17 protein-coding genes are annotated in these 14826 nt (G+C 74.6%); 11 read left to right on the top strand and 6 right to left on the bottom strand.

Annotated elements, in window-relative coordinates:
- The first annotated feature begins 66 nt into the window (after window positions 1-66).
- The 7 genes from ACQPYN_RS20030 (at window position 67) to ACQPYN_RS20000 (ending at window position 5370) form a co-directional block, all read left to right on the top strand.
- Window positions 67-411 (top strand): PadR family transcriptional regulator, encoded by a 345-nt coding sequence (locus tag ACQPYN_RS20030; RefSeq protein ID WP_433026591.1) that lies wholly within the window; start codon window positions 67-69, stop codon window positions 409-411.
- A gap of 89 nt (window positions 412-500) precedes the next feature.
- Window positions 501-1889, top strand: a complete 1389-nt coding sequence (locus tag ACQPYN_RS20025) for a DUF222 domain-containing protein (RefSeq protein ID WP_433026588.1) — start codon at window positions 501-503, stop codon at window positions 1887-1889.
- Between the two features lie 132 nt (window positions 1890-2021).
- Window positions 2022-2165, top strand: a complete 144-nt coding sequence (locus ACQPYN_RS20020; RefSeq protein ID WP_433026585.1) for a hypothetical protein — start codon at window positions 2022-2024, stop codon at window positions 2163-2165.
- Window positions 2162-3148, top strand: a complete 987-nt coding sequence (galT, locus tag ACQPYN_RS20015) for a galactose-1-phosphate uridylyltransferase (protein ID WP_433026582.1) — start codon at window positions 2162-2164, stop codon at window positions 3146-3148. Before ACQPYN_RS20020 ends, galT begins: the two co-directional genes overlap by 4 nt.
- Window positions 3145-4296: a galactokinase gene (galK, locus tag ACQPYN_RS20010; protein ID WP_433026579.1), complete on the top strand. Its 1152-nt coding sequence runs from the start codon at window positions 3145-3147 to the stop codon at window positions 4294-4296. Before galT ends, galK begins: the two co-directional genes overlap by 4 nt.
- Window positions 4297-4362: 66 nt before the next feature.
- Entirely contained in the window at window positions 4363-5097 is a 735-nt protein-coding gene (locus ACQPYN_RS20005) for an alpha/beta fold hydrolase (RefSeq protein WP_433026576.1), read from the top strand.
- A gap of 9 nt (window positions 5098-5106) precedes the next feature.
- On the top strand, window positions 5107-5370 hold the full coding sequence (locus ACQPYN_RS20000) for a CDGSH iron-sulfur domain-containing protein (RefSeq protein ID WP_433026573.1): 264 nt from the start codon (window positions 5107-5109) through the stop codon (window positions 5368-5370).
- On the opposite strand, the gene ACQPYN_RS19995 is transcribed toward ACQPYN_RS20000, so the two are convergent.
- Complete coding sequence (locus ACQPYN_RS19995) at window positions 5304-6296, bottom strand: iron-containing redox enzyme family protein (RefSeq protein ID WP_433026570.1); 993 nt, start codon at window positions 6294-6296, stop codon at window positions 5304-5306. The genes ACQPYN_RS20000 and ACQPYN_RS19995 overlap by 67 nt on opposite strands.
- A 209-nt stretch (window positions 6297-6505) precedes the next feature.
- Here ACQPYN_RS19995 and ACQPYN_RS19990 point away from each other — a divergent pair, with 209 nt between their 5' ends.
- The gene (locus ACQPYN_RS19990; RefSeq protein ID WP_433026567.1) at window positions 6506-7282 is read left to right on the top strand and encodes a HemK2/MTQ2 family protein methyltransferase; all 777 of its coding nucleotides are present in this window, start codon (window positions 6506-6508) and stop codon (window positions 7280-7282) included.
- Between the two features lie 13 nt (window positions 7283-7295).
- Window positions 7296-8225 carry a DUF389 domain-containing protein gene (locus tag ACQPYN_RS19985; RefSeq protein WP_433026564.1) on the top strand — a complete coding sequence of 310 codons (930 nt, stop codon included), beginning with the start codon at window positions 7296-7298 and terminating at the stop codon, window positions 8223-8225.
- 6 nt (window positions 8226-8231) lie between these two features.
- On the opposite strand, the gene ACQPYN_RS19980 is transcribed toward ACQPYN_RS19985, so the two are convergent.
- Entirely contained in the window at window positions 8232-8891 is a 660-nt protein-coding gene (locus tag ACQPYN_RS19980) for a DUF4383 domain-containing protein (RefSeq protein ID WP_433026562.1), read from the bottom strand.
- A 224-nt stretch (window positions 8892-9115) separates the two neighbouring features.
- Between ACQPYN_RS19980 and ACQPYN_RS19975 the strand changes: the two genes are divergently transcribed.
- Together ACQPYN_RS19975 and ACQPYN_RS19970 are read left to right on the top strand one after the other, a co-directional pair.
- Window positions 9116-10084 carry a ferritin-like domain-containing protein gene (locus tag ACQPYN_RS19975; RefSeq protein WP_433026559.1) on the top strand — a complete coding sequence of 323 codons (969 nt, stop codon included), beginning with the start codon at window positions 9116-9118 and terminating at the stop codon, window positions 10082-10084.
- Between the two features lie 90 nt (window positions 10085-10174).
- On the top strand, window positions 10175-10822 hold the full coding sequence (locus ACQPYN_RS19970) for a hypothetical protein (protein ID WP_433026556.1): 648 nt from the start codon (window positions 10175-10177) through the stop codon (window positions 10820-10822).
- A 36-nt stretch (window positions 10823-10858) separates the two neighbouring features.
- On the opposite strand, the gene ACQPYN_RS19965 is transcribed toward ACQPYN_RS19970, so the two are convergent.
- From ACQPYN_RS19965 to ACQPYN_RS19950, 4 genes are all read right to left on the bottom strand, one after another.
- A complete protein-coding gene (locus tag ACQPYN_RS19965) occupies window positions 10859-11308 on the bottom strand; it encodes a hypothetical protein (RefSeq protein WP_433026553.1) in 450 nt (149 codons plus the stop codon).
- Between the two features lie 58 nt (window positions 11309-11366).
- Window positions 11367-11594 carry a hypothetical protein gene (locus ACQPYN_RS19960; RefSeq protein ID WP_274195369.1) on the bottom strand — a complete coding sequence of 76 codons (228 nt, stop codon included), beginning with the start codon at window positions 11592-11594 and terminating at the stop codon, window positions 11367-11369.
- Between the two features lie 157 nt (window positions 11595-11751).
- Entirely contained in the window at window positions 11752-12930 is a 1179-nt protein-coding gene (locus ACQPYN_RS19955; protein ID WP_433026550.1) for a 2Fe-2S iron-sulfur cluster-binding protein, read from the bottom strand.
- Window positions 12927-14825, bottom strand: a complete 1899-nt coding sequence (locus ACQPYN_RS19950; protein ID WP_433026547.1) for an NAD(P)H-dependent oxidoreductase subunit E — start codon at window positions 14823-14825, stop codon at window positions 12927-12929. The genes ACQPYN_RS19955 and ACQPYN_RS19950 overlap by 4 nt, the downstream gene beginning before the upstream one ends.
- Between the last annotated feature and the right edge of the window lies 1 nt (window position 14826).

The following is a 14826-nucleotide window of genomic DNA, read 5'->3' as shown; positions in this document are numbered from 1 at the left end:
CCGGCCTTCCCGGCTGGGCCCAACGGCCCCGTTTGCCGGAACGTCGCGCGGGGCCATCCTGGCTCGATGACCACGACGACCCGCCGCGCCTCCGCACCGCGCGCCCGCATCCGGGACCGGGGCCAGGTCGATGCGCTGGTCCTCGCCGCGCTGGCCGATGCCCCGCGACGTCACGACGAGATCGCGGACCGCCTGCGCGAGCAGGCCGGCGCCACTCTCGACATGCCGCTCTCGCGCCTCGTGCCGACGCTGCACCGCCTCGCCCGCAACCGCCTCGTGTCCCGCCAGTCCCGCGATCCCCGCCGCTATCGCCTCACCGACACCGGCCGTCGCTCGCTGACCGCCCGCCTCCGCGCCGCCGACGCCTTCGCCGAGGCCGTGCACAAGCTCGCCGACGGGTCGGGGGACTGACCCCACCGGACTGACCCCACCGGACTGGCCTGGGCCCTCTTCTCCCGTTCGGGCCCGCGGTGTCGGGGGTCCGCTCTAGAATCGAACACATGAGCGAACGGGGTGTGGGGACGGCGGAGCGCGCGGCGCTCGACCGTCTCCGTGCCCGGATGGTCGCCCTCCGGTGCGAGCAGTACCGGCTGCTGGAGGATGTCGCGGAGCTGGAGCGGCTCGGGGTGGCGGTGTCCACCGGGAACCGCACCACGGAGCGGTTGCTGCAGGACTCGTTGCGGATCGACCTGAAGGACGCCCGACGGTTGGTCGGCGAGTCCGAGGACCTGACTCCGCAGCTGTCGCTCCGGGGCGAGCCGTTGCCGGTCCGGATGCCCACCACCGCGCGGGTGATGGCCGAGGGCCTGGTCGACGACGACCATGTCGAGATCATCCGCAAGGCGATGGCGCGGCTCGCGAAGGCCGAGAACGTGGACCCGTGGGACGTGGTCGACGCGGAGCGCATCCTCGCGGACGAGGCGACGAGGTTGCCGCCGCGCGCCTTGGACAAGGTCGCGAAGCGGCTGCTCGATCACCTCGATCCCGACGGGGCGGCGCCGGAGGAAGGCGCCGACCGATGGGACGAGCTGTACGTGACCCGCCGCCGGGACGGCTCGCTGGTGATCAAGGGTCGGTTCCGCGACCCGGTGGACGCGGAGCTGATCTGGGAGGTCTTCGACACCCTCGCGACGCCGACCGGGCCGGACGACGCCCGCGACCGCCCGAGTCGCAACGCCTCCGCGCTGAAGGACCTGGTGGAGGACGCTGCGGGGCCGGGTGGCCTCGCGGCCGAGGCGCGTCGCGAGGGGGCGACCGAGCCGGACACCGAGCCGGACACGGAGCCAGGCGCCGACCCCGAGGCGGACGGCCGGTCGCCTGCGGACGACGTGCAGCCCGCCCTGATCCCCGAGCCGCGCCGCCCCGAGGCGCCCGCGCCGACCCGCGAGGCGCCGCGGAGCCCCGGCCGGCCGCTGCTGACGATCACCATGGATCTCCGGTGGCTGCAGCTGGCCGTCGGGCACGGCACGCTCGACTTCGGCGCCCTGTCCGATCCCGCCACGATCCGCCGCTGGGCCTGCGACGCCGAGATCGTGCCGATGGTGCTGGGCGCGAAGTCGGAGCCGTTGGACATCGGCCGTCGCTCCCGCCTGATCCCGGACGCGATGCGCCGGGCGCTGACCTTCCGCGACGGCGGCTGCGCCTTCCCCGGCTGCACGCGACGCCCCCGGCGGTGCCACGCCCACCACGTCGAGCACTGGGCGGCGGACGAGGGCCCGACGTGCCTCGAGAACCTGACCCTCCTGTGCCGCCATCACCACCAGGTGATCCACCACGGCCACTGGACCGTGCAGATGATCGACGGACTACCGTGGTTCACGCCCCCACGGTGGGTCGATCCCGAGCGAAGACCCCGACCCGGCGGACAACGCCGACTTCTCGCTCGCTAGCCCCCGCGCTCGTGCCGGGGTGCGGTCCCGGCCGGCCGTCGTCGTCGGCGTCGCGTCGCCCGCCGTGATCGTGGACGTGATGATGCACGGGACCGAGATCGACGTGCGCCCGGCGTCGAGGGGGAGGTGTCGGTGGACGAGGACGGAGCGTCGGTCCCGCCGGACGTGGGGGACGACGAGGAGGTCGGCCCGGAGGTCGGGGAGGAGGTCGGGGAGCTCGCCGACGGGCGGACGATCCGGTTCTTCTCGTGGGTCACACCGGGGGACGAGACGTGAGCGAGCGCCGCTACGACCCCACCCACGGCGAGTGGGTCACCTTCGCGACCGACCGTCAGGACCGGACCTACAAGCCGGCCGCCACCGCCTGCCCGCTCTGCCCGACGCGGCCAGGTCACGCGCCGACCGAGATCCCGCGCGAGCACTTCGAGATCGCGGTGTTCGACAACCGCTTCCCGTCGCTGTCGCCGCACCCGCCCGCGCCCGCGATCCCGGGTACCGACCTCGTCCCGGTCGAGCCGGCCTACGGACACTGCGAGGTCGTGGTGTTCACCGATGACCACGACGCGACGCTCGCCGACGTCGGCGTCGCCCGGGTGCACCTGCTCGTCGAGACCTGGGCGCGTCGGGTCGCCGACCTCGGCGCCGACCCCGGCGTCCGCTACGTGCTGCCGTTCGAGAACAAGGGCGAGGCGGTCGGCGTGACGCTGCACCACCCGCACGGCCAGATCTACGCCTACCCCGACGTGCCGCCGCGCCCGGCGCGCGAGATCGCCGCCGCCCGCGCCCACCACGACCGCACCGGGCGCTGCGTGTTCTGCGACGTCGTCGCGGCCGAGGCCGGCGGGGTGCGCGAGGTCGTCGGCGGCGAGCACTTCGTCGCGGGCGTCCCGCCCTGGGCGCGGTTCCCCTACGAGGTCGACATCTGGAGCCGGGCGCACGTCCCGTCGCTGCCCGAGCTGACCCCGGACGCGCGCGCCGACCTCGCCCGCGTCCTGGCCCGGGTGCTCGCCGGCTACGACCGGTACTTCGGCGTCAGCGCCTCGTACCTGATGGGGATCCACGCCGCGCCCACCGACGGCGCCGACCGCGACGTCACCCACCTCCACCTGGAGATCTGCCCGCCGCACCGGGGCGGTGGCAAGCTGAAGTACCTCGCCGGGTCGGAGACGTTCGGCGGCGCCTACCTCACCGACGTCGCGCCCGAGGTGGCCGCCGAGCGGTTGCGGGCGGCGTGCGCGGACGCGACGGTGCCGGCGTGAGCGCCGAGCCGACCGCCGACGTCGCGCACACCTTCCGCGACGCCCTCGGCCGCGACCCCGACGGCGTGTTCTCGGCGCCGGGCCGGGTGAACCTCATCGGCGAGCACACCGACCACAACGAGGGCCACGTGCTGCCCTTCGCGATCGGCCGGCGCTGCCGGGTGGCCGCCGCGGCCCGTGCCGACGACACCGTGACGGTGCGCTCCGCGCAGGAGCCCGACGACGTCGTCACCACCACGCTCGATGCGCTGCCGCGTGCCCGCGGCTGGTCGGCGTACGCCCTCGGGACCGTGTGGGCGCTGCGCGAGGCGGGCCTGCCGGGCGCGGGGTGGGACCTGGTGGTGGACGGCGACGTCCCGCTCGGCGCGGGGCTGTCGTCGTCGGCGGCGCTGGAGTCCGCGGTGGCGCTGGCCGTGGCGGAGCTGGCCGGCAGCGAGCTCGACCCACCCCTCGACCGGTTCGCGCTGGCCCGCGCCGGGCGCCGCGCGGAGAACGACGTCGTCGGCGCGCCCGTCGGGATCATGGACCAGGCGGCGTCGCTGCTGTGCCGCGAGGGGGCGGCGCTGCTGCTCGACTGCCGCACGCTCGAGGCCGAGCACGTCGCGCTCGGGCTGGGGGACCACGGGCTGGTGACGCTCGTGGTCGACACCCGGGTGCGCCACGACCTCGCCGACGGCGGCTACGCCGACCGGCGCGCCGCGTGCGTCGCCGCCGCAGGGGCACTCGGCGTCCCGGCCCTGCGCGACGCGACGCCGGAGATGCTGGACCGGCTGGACGGGACGCTCCTGCGCCGCGCCCGCCACGTCGTCACCGAACAGGCGCGGGTCCACCGCGTCGTGGACCTGCTGCGCGCGGGTCGCCCCGCGGACGTCGGGCCCGAGCTGACGGCATCGCACGCCTCGCTGCGCGATGACTTCGAGGTCTCGGTGCCGGCCCTCGACGCCGTGGTGGAGGCGGCCCTCGAGCGCGGGGCGCTCGGCGCGCGGCTGGTCGGCGGCGGGTTCGGCGGCAGCGCGCTGGTGCTCACCCCGGCCCGCGCCGCGGAGGACATCGCCGAGGCCGTCACGCGCCGGGCCGCCGCCGACGGCCACCCCGAGCCCGTGGTGCGCGAGGTCCACCCGGCCGGCGGCGCCCGGCGGGAGCGCTGAGCGGGTCGGGGTGAGGGGTCGGTCTCAGGCCGACACCACCCCGCGCGGGGCCGGGTAGTCCCCGGGATGCCCCCGCGTCCCGTCCTCCTGCCGCCGGCGGGCCGCCCCGTCGCGGTCGCGGTCCCCGGCCTCGGCCTGACGGCCGCGTCGTACGGGGGACTGGTCGACGCGCTCGGCGCCGCCGTCCCCACGGCGGTGGTCGCCCTGCCGGCGATGGGGCTCCGCGCGGACCCCGGTACGGCGCTCGACCCGGAGTCGTCGGCCGACGAGCTCGCGCGGCGCCTGGACGAGCACGGCCTCACCGGCGGGCCGCTGGTCATGATCGGGCACTCGGCGAGCTGCCAGGTCGTGGCCGAGCTCGCCCGGCGTCACCCGCACACGGTGGCCGGCCTCGTGCTCGTCGGCCCGACCGCCGATCCGCGCATGTCGCCCCGGCGCCGCCTGGTCGTGCGCTGGCTGCGCACCGCGGCGCGCGAGGACCCGCGCCGCGTGCCGGGCATGCTGCGCTCCTACGCGACGACCCGGCTGTCGGGGTTCGCCCGCGCGCTGCGCGCCGCCCGTCGCCGCGACCTGCGGGCCACCCTCGCGGCGACGACGGTGCCGGTGCTGCTCGTGGGCGGACCCCACGACCACCTGGCCCCGTCCGGCTGGCTCGACGCGCTCGCGGCGACCCGGCCGGGGATCGAGGTCGTCACCATGACCGAGGGGGCGCACAACCTGCCCCAGACCCGGCCCGCCGAGCTCGCCCGGCACATCGTGACGCTCGCCCGGCGCGTGTGCCGGGAGCCGTCGACGGGGTAGACGCCGTCCATGGCCGCACCGTCAGGACCCACCCGCATCACGATGACCGAGGGCGGGCCCTTCCTCGTCGAGGGCCCGGTCGAGCTGGAGCTGCCCGACGGGACGACGGTGACCAGCGAGCGGCCGGTCGTGGCGCTGTGCGCGTGCCGGCGGACGAAGCGCTACCCGTTCTGCGACACGAGCCACCGGCGGAAGGTCCGCCCGGCTCAGGCCGGCGAGAGCGCCCGGGAGACGAACGACGACTCCCCGGCGGACCAGGCCGCCGTGAGGTGATCGGCCAGCCGGTCCTCGAGCAGCGTCGACGCCTGGATGCCGAGCACGACGTCCGCGGCCAGCTCCGGCTCGCACTCGAGCAGCCCGGCGATGAGGTCCCGGCGCACGAGCTGCTCGTGCACCGCGTCGGCCTCGACGTGCTCGGCGTAGAACGCCGTCACCTCCGCCGGCAGGCCCAGCCGCTCGATCGCGCGCACGAGGCGCGCCGACCCCGGCGGTGACGTGATCTCGATGAGCGCGAACTGGCCCACCGACGCCCCGCGCCACCGACGGTGCAGCCCGAACAGCGACATGATGTTCACGGTCGCGAGCGTCTCCGCGGGCGCCACGTCGAGGTAGGCGCCGTAGGTGGTGTCGAGCCCGAGGCCCGTCATCATCTCGGCGTAGATCCGCGCATGCACCCGTTCGGGCCGCCCGGCGCCGTACTCGTCGTGCTCGACGGTCATCAGCGACGCCTTCGCGCGTCCCTCGACGCCGTCGAGCCGCGGGATCACCCAGGCCTGGGGGTCGGCCTCCTTGAGGTGGTAGAGCGAGCGCTGCGCGACGTACTCGTCGAGCTGCCAGCGCTCGCCGTCGCGGGCGAGGTGCCACGACGGCCCTCTGCCCTCGACGGGCTCCACGAGCAGGGCGTCGACGGCCGCCTCGACGTCGTCGCCACCCTCGACCTGCGCGCGTACGGCACCGAGGAACAGGTCCTCGAGGTGGCCGCGCAGGGCCAGAAGGTCGGGATCCCACTCCAGGACGTCGTCGACGCCGTCGAACGACCGGTAGTGCAGCTCGTAGCAGCAGTACAGCGCGAGCTGGAGGTCGTCCCCCAAGGGCTCGGCGTCGGGACGCCGGGGCAGCTCCGACGCCGGCCGACGTCCGGAGAGCACGTCGAGCACGGCGGTCGAGACCGGTCCTCGGGGACGGGGCAGGACGGGCACGGAGTGCTCCTTCACATCGATGGAGTTCGCGGTGGTACCCGATCGGGTCGCCGTATCCGACGGATCTCGCACGTGATGTCCGAGACCCCATGCGCGGACCTCCTCCCGGGTAACGCCTGGCCCTGGGTCGACGCCGAGGTCGGCGACCGGCGCGCCGTGCGAGGCGCCCGCGACCCGACTCGTCACCACCGAGCCGAGCCGAGGAGCCCATGACGACCGTCGCCCCCGACCCCCGCAGGACCTCGCCCGCTGCACCCGTCGACATCACGCCGCACCACCAGGTGCTCCGGGTCCCGGGCGTCTACCCGGTCCAGCGCGACACGTGGCTGCTGGCCGACGTCCTGCGCCGCGAGCTGACCGACCACGGGTGTGGCGCCGCCCGCGCGTGCCGGGTCCTCGAGCTGGGCGCCGGGGCCGGCGCCCTGTCGGTGGTCGCCGCGGGCGTCCCGGGGACCGACGTGACCGCGGTCGACGTCTCGCGCCGCGCGCTGCTCTCGACGCGCCTCAACGCCCTGCGGCAGGGACGCCGGGTGCGCGTGCGCCGTGGTGACCTGACGGCGCCGGTGGCGGGGGAGCGGTTCGACGTCGTCGTCTCGAACCCGCCCTACGTGCCGGCGGCCACCGACGACATCCCCGAGCACGGGCTCGCGCGGGCCTACGACGGCGGCCGCGACGGGCGCGCGGTGCTCGACCGGGTGTGCGACGAGGCGCCGCGCGTCCTGCGTCCCGGCGGGCGGCTGCTCGTGGTCCACTCCTCGCTCAACGACCCCGCCGTCACCGTGGCCCGGCTCCGCGCGCAGGGCATGGACGCCGAGGTCGTCGTGCGCCACGAGCACCCGTTCGGCCCCGTCCTCACCGCGCGCCACGCGCTGCTGCGCGAGCGCGGCCTGGTCACGGACGACCAGAGGACCGAGGAACTGGTCGTCGTGCGCGCCGTCGTGCCGCACACCAGCACGTCCGTCACCCACCCCGCCACCGAGCGCTGAGGAGCGAGGACAGATGCACCACCAGATCGACGTGACTGTGCCGGCCGCGGCGACCGACGAGGTGCTCGGGGAGCTCGAGGACCACGACGGTGTCCTCGCGCTGACCCTGCAGCGCGGCGGGTCCCTCAAGCCCGCGGGGGACGTGCTGTCCCTCCACGTCCTCAACCGCTCCATCGACTCCGTGCTGTCCACCGTGGACCGCGCCCGGGAGCACGGGCCGGTCACCGTCGCCACCGTGCGCACCGAGAGCGTGGTGGCCACCGGCGCGCAGGAGGCCATCGAGGACGACGCCGACGAGTCGCCCTGGGAGGAGTTCGAGCGGACGCTGCGCCACCACGGCCGCATGAGCGTCAACTACCTCGTGCTCATGGCCCTGGGCGGCGCGATCGCCGTCGCGGGCCTGCTCTCCCCACCGGTGCCGCAGGCCCTGGCGCTCGCCGCGTCGGCGATCATCGCCCCGGCCTTCGAGCCCGTCGCCAAGCTGGGCCTCGCCCTGATCCGCACCGACCTCTACCGCATCCGTCGGGCCCTGGTCTCCGTCCTGGTCGGCTACGCGATCCTCGCCGCGGCGGGTGGGGTCGCGTTCCTCGTGCTGCGGGCGCTGGGCCTCGCCAAGCCCGGCGTGCTCGCGAGCAGCGAGGGCGTCCACATGGTCATGGACCCCACGGCCGCCGACTGGCTGGTGGGTGCGGGCGGCGCGCTCGCGGGGCTCGTCATCATCACGTCGTTCCGCGAGGCCGTCCTCGCCGGCGCCCTCATCGCGCTGGCGCTGGTGCCGGCCGCGGGCCTCGTCGGTGTGGGGCTCGCGGCCGGCGACCTCGAGGTCGCGCTCGGTGGTCTCAAGCGCGCCGCCGCGGACATCGGCCTCGTGGTGGTGCTCGGCGGGGCGGTGGTGCTGGTCAAGGACCGCCTGCAGCACCACGGACGGCGTCCGCTGGCCTGAGACCCGTCAGCGCTGGTCCTGGTCCTGACGGCGGTCCTGACGGCTGTCCTGCCGGCTGTCGTCCTGCTGCGCGCTCGGCACCGCGTCCGGGTAGGGCAGCGGGCCGGGCGGCGGCTCGACGATCCGGGCACTCGAGATCATGACGACGATGAAGCCGAGGATCGCCAGGACCCCGAAGAGGACCAGGTCCGGCGTGTTGAGGTCGAGGAACGTGGCGTTGCCCGTGTTCACGCTGTACGCCGCGCCGAACACGAACAGCAGCAGGTAGGCCACGGCCTGGAGGCCGGCGAAGCGTCGCAGGAGGCTGCGGGACTTCAGGGAGACCACCGCGAGCACGGCGGTGACCAGCAGCAGGACGCTGAGGGCGGGGTTGAGCCGCAGGGCGAGCACGGTGTCCGGCACCTGGGCGGTGAAGCCCTCGCCCCAGCTCGAGACCACGCCGGCGACGCCGACCGCGGCCAGGACCACGGCCTCACCGGCGACGATCGCCGTCGCGATCCGTCCCAGCAGCCCCTCGTGGGGCACCGACGGGACGGGGTTGCCCTGGTCGTCGCGGCCGCCGGGGGCATAGGGCCCGGAGCCACGGCCGACCTGGTCGTGCTGCTCCGGGGTCCGCTGCGCGTCGGGGTTCGGAGGTTCACGGTGCGCATTCGAGGGTTCCGACATGCCCGCCGGGATGCCCAGTGGTGAGCGCCGACACAACCTCGGTCCCGCCCTCGGCCGGTCGTTCACGTGTCCCAGCGCACGGACCGATCGGGCCGCCGAACGCTTAGGCGGCGGGGGCGGTCGGGTAGCCGATGAGTGACCGGCCAGTAGGTCGGCCGATGTCCGGCCTCCGCGCCGGACCACGCGAACACACGCACGCAACCAGATGTGATCCCAGGAGAAGTGTGAGCACCACGAACGACATGATCGCCCAGCTCCGCGCCATGGTGCAGCTGACCCAGACCGAGGTCCAGGTCGCGCGTATCCGCGTGAGCCAGGCCCGCACCGAGGCCGTCCGTCGTGAGCTGTCCGAGAACGCGCGGAACGCCGAGCGACGCACCGAGGAGCTCACCCGCGAGCTGCAGCGTCTGGGTGGGGTGGCCGACGTCGTGTCGCCGCTCGTCGGTCGCGTCGGCGCGGTCGTCAAGGCCACCGTCGAGCAGGCCGGCCCGGTCGACGAGGCGCTGCTCGGCGACCTGACGCTGGAGCACCAGCTCCGTGACCGCGCCGTGTACCTGCGCGCGTTGGCCGAGGCCGCCAAGGACAACGGCGTCACCAAGCTCGCCGAGCGCATCCAGAAGGCGCACGAGGCCACCATCGAGTGGCTGACCACCGTGCTCGCCGAGCACGCGCTCGGCGGCCCGCCCGCCCTGCGTCCGACACCGCTGCAGATGGTCGCCGGCGGCGCCACCCGCGCCGTCAGCCTCCCGGTGAACTTCGCCCGCGAGCAGGTCAGCCGCTTCGCCGCGCGCCTGCAGCAGCGTGGTGACCAGGTCCGCACCGTCGTCGCCGACACCGCCGGCCGCGCCGCGCGCTTCGGCGAGGACGCCCGCGACGTGGTCGTCACCGGCCGCGACGCCGCGCTCGACCGCGCCGAGGAGGTCAGCCGCCGTGAGGGCGCCACCGACGCCGCCGCGGCGCTGCACGAGGCCCGCACCCGGCTCGGGGCGCTGCACGCCTCGGAGCTCCCGATCGGCAAGTACGACGAGCTCGGCGTGAACGACGCCGTCTCGAAGATCAAGCAGCTCGACCAGGTCGAGGACCTGAACAAGGTCATCGTCTACGAAGAGGCGAACAAGAACCGCTCGGGTGTCGTCTCCGCCGCCCAGACGCGCCACGCCGCGCTGGCCCAGGAGGTCGTCGGCATCCGCTGAGGCGGACCTGACAGCACACCCGCGGACCGGCCGTCTCGACGGCCGGTCCGCGGACGTGTGTCCGGGCCGCCCCGCGTCCCAGGAGGATCCGTGCCCGCGTTGGAAATCGTCACGAGCGTCGCGCAGACGCTGTCGCCCCTGCTCTACGCCGCGTTCATCGTGGTGATCTGGTTCCAGCTCCGCGCCGCGCGCGAGTCGGTGCGGGAGGTGCGCCAGGAGTTCCTCGCCGGGGGCCGCCCGGTGGTCGCCGTGCACGACGAGTTCGACCACGGGACCCGGGCCCTGAGCCTCGCCGTCGAGAACGTCGGGCAGGGGCCGGCCAAGAACATCACCTTCGAGTTCTCACACCCCATCGAGAGCTCCGACGGGGTCGAGATCTCCGGCCTGCCGCTGTTCACCATCGGCCTGACCTCACTGTCCCCGGGCGCCCGCATCACCTGCTTCTGGGACGACCTGGACGACCAGATGACGTTCCTGCGCAAGAACGGGCTCGACGGCGAGGACTTCGAGGTCACGGTGCACTACACCGACCTGCCCGGGGCGCAGTACTGGAACTCCTGGGACATCCAGCCCGCGATCTACGAGGGACTGCGCTCCCCGGCCCGTCCCGCGCAGCACGCCCACGACCAGGCGGGCGACGTCGCCGACGCAGGCGGCGGTGCCCAGGGCTCGCCCCCCGAGCCGACGGGCGAGCCGGCCATGGCCACGGCCTCCACGGGCGCGACCGAGGGCACCTGAGGCGGTCCGGCGCCGGGGTCCGCCTCAGGGTCCGCCTCAGCCCTTGACCGCCCCCACGATCGCGGCGACGAGCAGCACGAGCGCCAGCACGAGCAGCGCCACGGGGGAGAGGACCGCGAGGAGGATCAGCGCGAGGGACAGCCAGATCTTGGTACCGGTGCTCATCGCGCCGAAGGCACCCTTGAGCGCGGCGATGACCGGGTTCTTGCCCTCCATCTTCGCGAGGACGCCCTTCATCAGGGCGTTCGCGCCCACCCCGGTGGGCATGTTGCCCGACACGGCGTCGGCGGCCATGTCCCCGAGCTTGTCGGAGAGCTCCTCCACCTTGACGACGGCGGCGCCGGCCAGCTTGTCGAGCGCCGCGATGGCCACCTGCTTGAGCCGGTCGCCGGCGGAGGGCATCTCCTCGGTGGTCGCCTGGGGGGCCTCCGCGAGTGCGGGGGCCTGCGGAGCCGGACGGTCGTCGACGGCGGCCGCAGCGGTCATGGTGTGTGTCCTCCAGGCAAGGGAGCGGCCCTCGGCTGGACCGCTCGGAACGCAGGTGTCAGTCGTCCTGGCCGGCGTCGCCGGCCAGGCCCCGGGCGAGCGCGATCCCGTCGCGCATGCCCTCGGCGTAGGAGCGCGTCTCGCGCTCCTCGACGGTCGGGTCCTGCGCCGGCTCACTCTCGATCAGGGTGGTGAGGACCTGCTCGACCTCGGCCACACGTCCGGCCTCGATCAGTTGCTGCAGGCCGCTCAGGACCTCATCGGTCTTCTGCGACGTCTTCGCCACGGTGGGCCTCCTTCGTCGGCGGGCCTGTTGTGCGCAGCCAATCAGTAGCGCGGCCCCGGGGGACAGCGCCGCCACGGCGTTGGGCCCCGATGGCCGGTCGAGTTCGGCCGTTCGACCCGCAGGGGTGGACCGCCCGGGTCAGCCTCCTGACGCCGGGTCACCGGTTCTGCACGTGCTGGAATCCGAACCGGCCCTTGATGCAGAGGTGGCCGTGGGTGACGGAGTGGTCGGACGGGCTCGTCACGTTGACGATCTCGTTCTGCTGGACGTGCAGCTCGAGGTTGCAGCCGACCCCGCAGAACGAGCAGATCGTCGTCGTGACGGTCTCCTCCTCGGGATGCCAGTCGTCGGCCTCGCGCAGCTCGTGCTCGCGGACCGACACGAGCGCCCCGGTGGGGCACACGCCGATGCAGTTGCCGCAGTAGACGCACGCCGAGTCGGGCAGGTCGACGTCGAACTCCGTGGCGATGCGGGCGTCGAACCCGCGCCCGGCCGCGGCGATCGCGAACGTGAACTGGGTGTCGGTGCCGCAGGCGTTGACGCACTTGTAGCACATGATGCAGCGCGAGTAGTCCCGCACGTACAGCTCGTTGTCGATCTTGACGGGCTGCTGCACGGTGGCCGCGGTGGCTCCGTCCGGGGCGTCGTGGTGCCCCGCGTGGCGACGGTCGCGCTCGCCCGCGGCGGCCGGGGGCGCGGGCGGGCCGTAGCGCGCGGCGTCGACCTCGTACTCGCGGATCCAGCGCTGGACGTCCGCGCTCGCGCGGTCCATGTCCACCGACGACGTGAGCAGCTCGAGCACCATCCGACGGCTGTGGCGGACCTTCTCGGTGTCGGTGCGCACCTCCATGCCGTCCTCGCACTTGCGCGCGCACGAGGGCACCAGGGCACGCGAGCCCTCGACCTCGACCACGCAGACCCGGCACGCGTTGATGGGGTCCATGTTCGGTGCCCAGCACAGCGTGGGGGTGTCGGCCTGGGCCGGCGTGCCCTCGTCGTGCAGCGCGTCGAGGATCGTGGCGCCCTCGGGCACCCGGACCTCGCGGCCGTCGAGCTGCAACGTCACCCGGCGCTTGATCGTCCCGAGCATCACCGGGCCGCTGGTGAGGCGCTCCTCGGGCGTGCGGGTGGGCGCGGCGGGGTCGATGACGGTGGGCCCGACCGGAGACGACGGGTGGGTGTCGCCGTCGGTGCGCTCGCCCGGCGGCGGCCCCTCCTCGAGGGCCGTCCCGATCGCCGCACCGCCGACGGCCTCGTCCGCGCCGTCGATCGTCTCGTCGACCGGCGCGCTCGAGCCGCCGCCGGGGCCGGCAGGCCCCTTGCCCGTGGTGGTCATGCTGAGGGCACCTTCCCGTTCTGGGAGCCGTTCGCAGGCCGGTCGAGCAGCCCGAGCTGCAGCGCCGACGTGATCGCCGCGGGGGCGGTCTGGCCGAGGCCGCAGATCGAGGCGTCGCGCATGACGCGGGCCAGGTCCTCGAGCAGCGCCATCTCGGTCTCCCGCGAGCCGATCGGCGCGTCCCGCTCCAGACGGGCCAGGGCCTCCTCCTGGCGCACGGTGCCGACGCGGCAGGGCACGCACTGGCCGCACGACTCGTCGCGGAAGAACGCCGCGATGCGCCGCAGCGTGCCGGTGAGGTCGGCGTGGCTGTCGAAGACGAGGACGACGCCCGACCCGAGCGTCGCGCCGATGTCGCGCGCGCCCTCGAGCGTGAGGACGACGTCGAGGTCCTCCGGCATGACGAACCCGCCGGCCGCGCCGCCGAGCAGGATCGTGCGCAGGTCGCCCCGGACGCCGCCGGCGAGGTCGAGCAGCTGGCGCAGCGTGGTGCCGAAGTCGACCTCGTAGACGCCCGGCGCGCCGACCGCGCCGGACAGGCAGAACAGCTTCGAGCCCGTGGAGCGCCCGCCGCCGACCTCGGCGAACGACTGCCCGCCGATGCTCAGGACCTCGAGGACGTTGTAGAGCGTCTCGACGTTGTTGATGGCCGTCGGCTTGCCGAACAGCCCCGACACGCTGGGGAACGGCGGCTTGTTGCGCGGCTCGCCGCGGAACCCCTCGATCGACTCGAGGAGCGCGGTCTCCTCGCCGCAGATGTAGGCCCCGGCGCCCCGGCGCAGCTCGATGTCGAAGGCGAAGCCCTCGCCCATCACGTCATCGCCGAGGTAGCCCCGGGCGCGGGCGGCGTCGATCGCGGCGATGAGCCGGCGGGTGGCCAGCGGGTACTCGCCGCGGATGTAGAGGTAGCCGACGTGCGCGCCGGTGACGTAGCCGGCGATCGTCATCGACTCGATGAGCGCGAACGGGTCGCCCTCCATGAGCACGCGGTCCTTGAACGTCCCGGGCTCGGACTCGTCGGCGTTGCACACCAGGTAGTGCGGGCGCTCGGGGGCGCCGGCGACGCCCTTCCACTTCACGCCGGTGGGGAACGCCGCGCCGCCACGGCCGGTGAGCGACGAGTCCTCGAGCTCGGTGATCACCCGCGTCGGACCCATGTCGATCGCGCGGCGCAGCGCCGCGTACCCGCCGTGGGCGCGGTAGTCGTCGAGGCTGCCCGGGTCGACGACGCCGACCCGGCGCAGGAGCCGCAGCGGGCCCCCGCCCGGAGCGTGCCGCCCGGCCCGGTCTGCGGCGCGCTGACCCGGGTGTCGCCGAAGACGGCGTCGGCCTGGTCGGCGGCCCCCGCCCCGGGCGCGCGTGGTGGCCAGCACGTCGTCGGGCGCCGCCGGGGCCTGGCTGAGGTCGGGCTCGCCGGCGCGCTGGTGGAGGACCGCGGGCGCGCGCTCGCACAACCCCAGGCAGGGGCTGCGCACCCAGCACGCGTCCTGCCCCGTCCCCTCGGGGCCGAGTGCGTCGGTGAGCGCCGTCGCGATGTCCTCGCCGCCGTACGGGCCGCAGGCGACGTCGTCGCAGACGTGGACCACCCGCGGGGCCCGCGGCTCGACCGAGAACATCGCGTAGAACGTGGCCACCCCGTAGATCTCCGCGGGTGGCACGGACAACGTGCGGGCGATGTGGTTCAGCGCGCCCTCGGAGATCCACCCCGTGGCGTCCTGGGCCGCGTGCAGCACCGGCAGCAGCAGGTGCCGCTGAGCCCGCGCGTCGTGGCCGGCGTGGGCCGTGCGCAGGGGCCGGTCGTCGTGCACCGTCGGGTGGGCGAGCCCGGCGAACGCCCCGTCGATGGCGTCCCGCTCCAGGGCGGTGGGCTCGGCCTGCGAGAGGTGCAGGTCCATT

It is taken from the genome of Actinomycetospora sp. CA-053990 (genome assembly GCF_050948445.1).
In the GTDB taxonomy this organism is placed as follows: Bacteria; Actinomycetota; Actinomycetes; order Mycobacteriales; family Pseudonocardiaceae; genus Actinomycetospora; species Actinomycetospora callitridis.
Note: the sequence above shows the minus strand (reverse complement) of the source record. Positions and strands in the feature narration are given on the sequence as shown.

What these genes read in the sequence shown, in the direction of transcription:
- ACQPYN_RS20030 (WP_433026591.1), top strand. Translation starts at nt 67, where the DNA reads ATGACCACGACGACCCGCCGCGCCTCCGCACCGCGCGCCCGCATCCGG.
- ACQPYN_RS20025 (WP_433026588.1), top strand. Translation starts at nt 501, where the DNA reads ATGAGCGAACGGGGTGTGGGGACGGCGGAGCGCGCGGCGCTCGACCGT.
- ACQPYN_RS20005 (WP_433026576.1), top strand. Translation starts at nt 4,363, where the DNA reads ATGCCCCCGCGTCCCGTCCTCCTGCCGCCGGCGGGCCGCCCCGTCGCG.
- ACQPYN_RS20000 (WP_433026573.1), top strand. Translation starts at nt 5,107, where the DNA reads ATGGCCGCACCGTCAGGACCCACCCGCATCACGATGACCGAGGGCGGG.
- ACQPYN_RS19990 (WP_433026567.1), top strand. Translation starts at nt 6,506, where the DNA reads ATGACGACCGTCGCCCCCGACCCCCGCAGGACCTCGCCCGCTGCACCC.
- ACQPYN_RS19985 (WP_433026564.1), top strand. Translation starts at nt 7,296, where the DNA reads ATGCACCACCAGATCGACGTGACTGTGCCGGCCGCGGCGACCGACGAG.
- ACQPYN_RS19980 (WP_433026562.1), bottom strand. Translation starts at nt 8,891, where the DNA reads ATGTCGGAACCCTCGAATGCGCACCGTGAACCTCCGAACCCCGACGCG.
- ACQPYN_RS19965 (WP_433026553.1), bottom strand. Translation starts at nt 11,308, where the DNA reads ATGACCGCTGCGGCCGCCGTCGACGACCGTCCGGCTCCGCAGGCCCCC.
- ACQPYN_RS19955 (WP_433026550.1), bottom strand. Translation starts at nt 12,930, where the DNA reads ATGACCACCACGGGCAAGGGGCCTGCCGGCCCCGGCGGCGGCTCGAGC.
- ACQPYN_RS19950 (WP_433026547.1), bottom strand. Translation starts at nt 14,825, where the DNA reads ATGGACCTGCACCTCTCGCAGGCCGAGCCCACCGCCCTGGAGCGGGAC.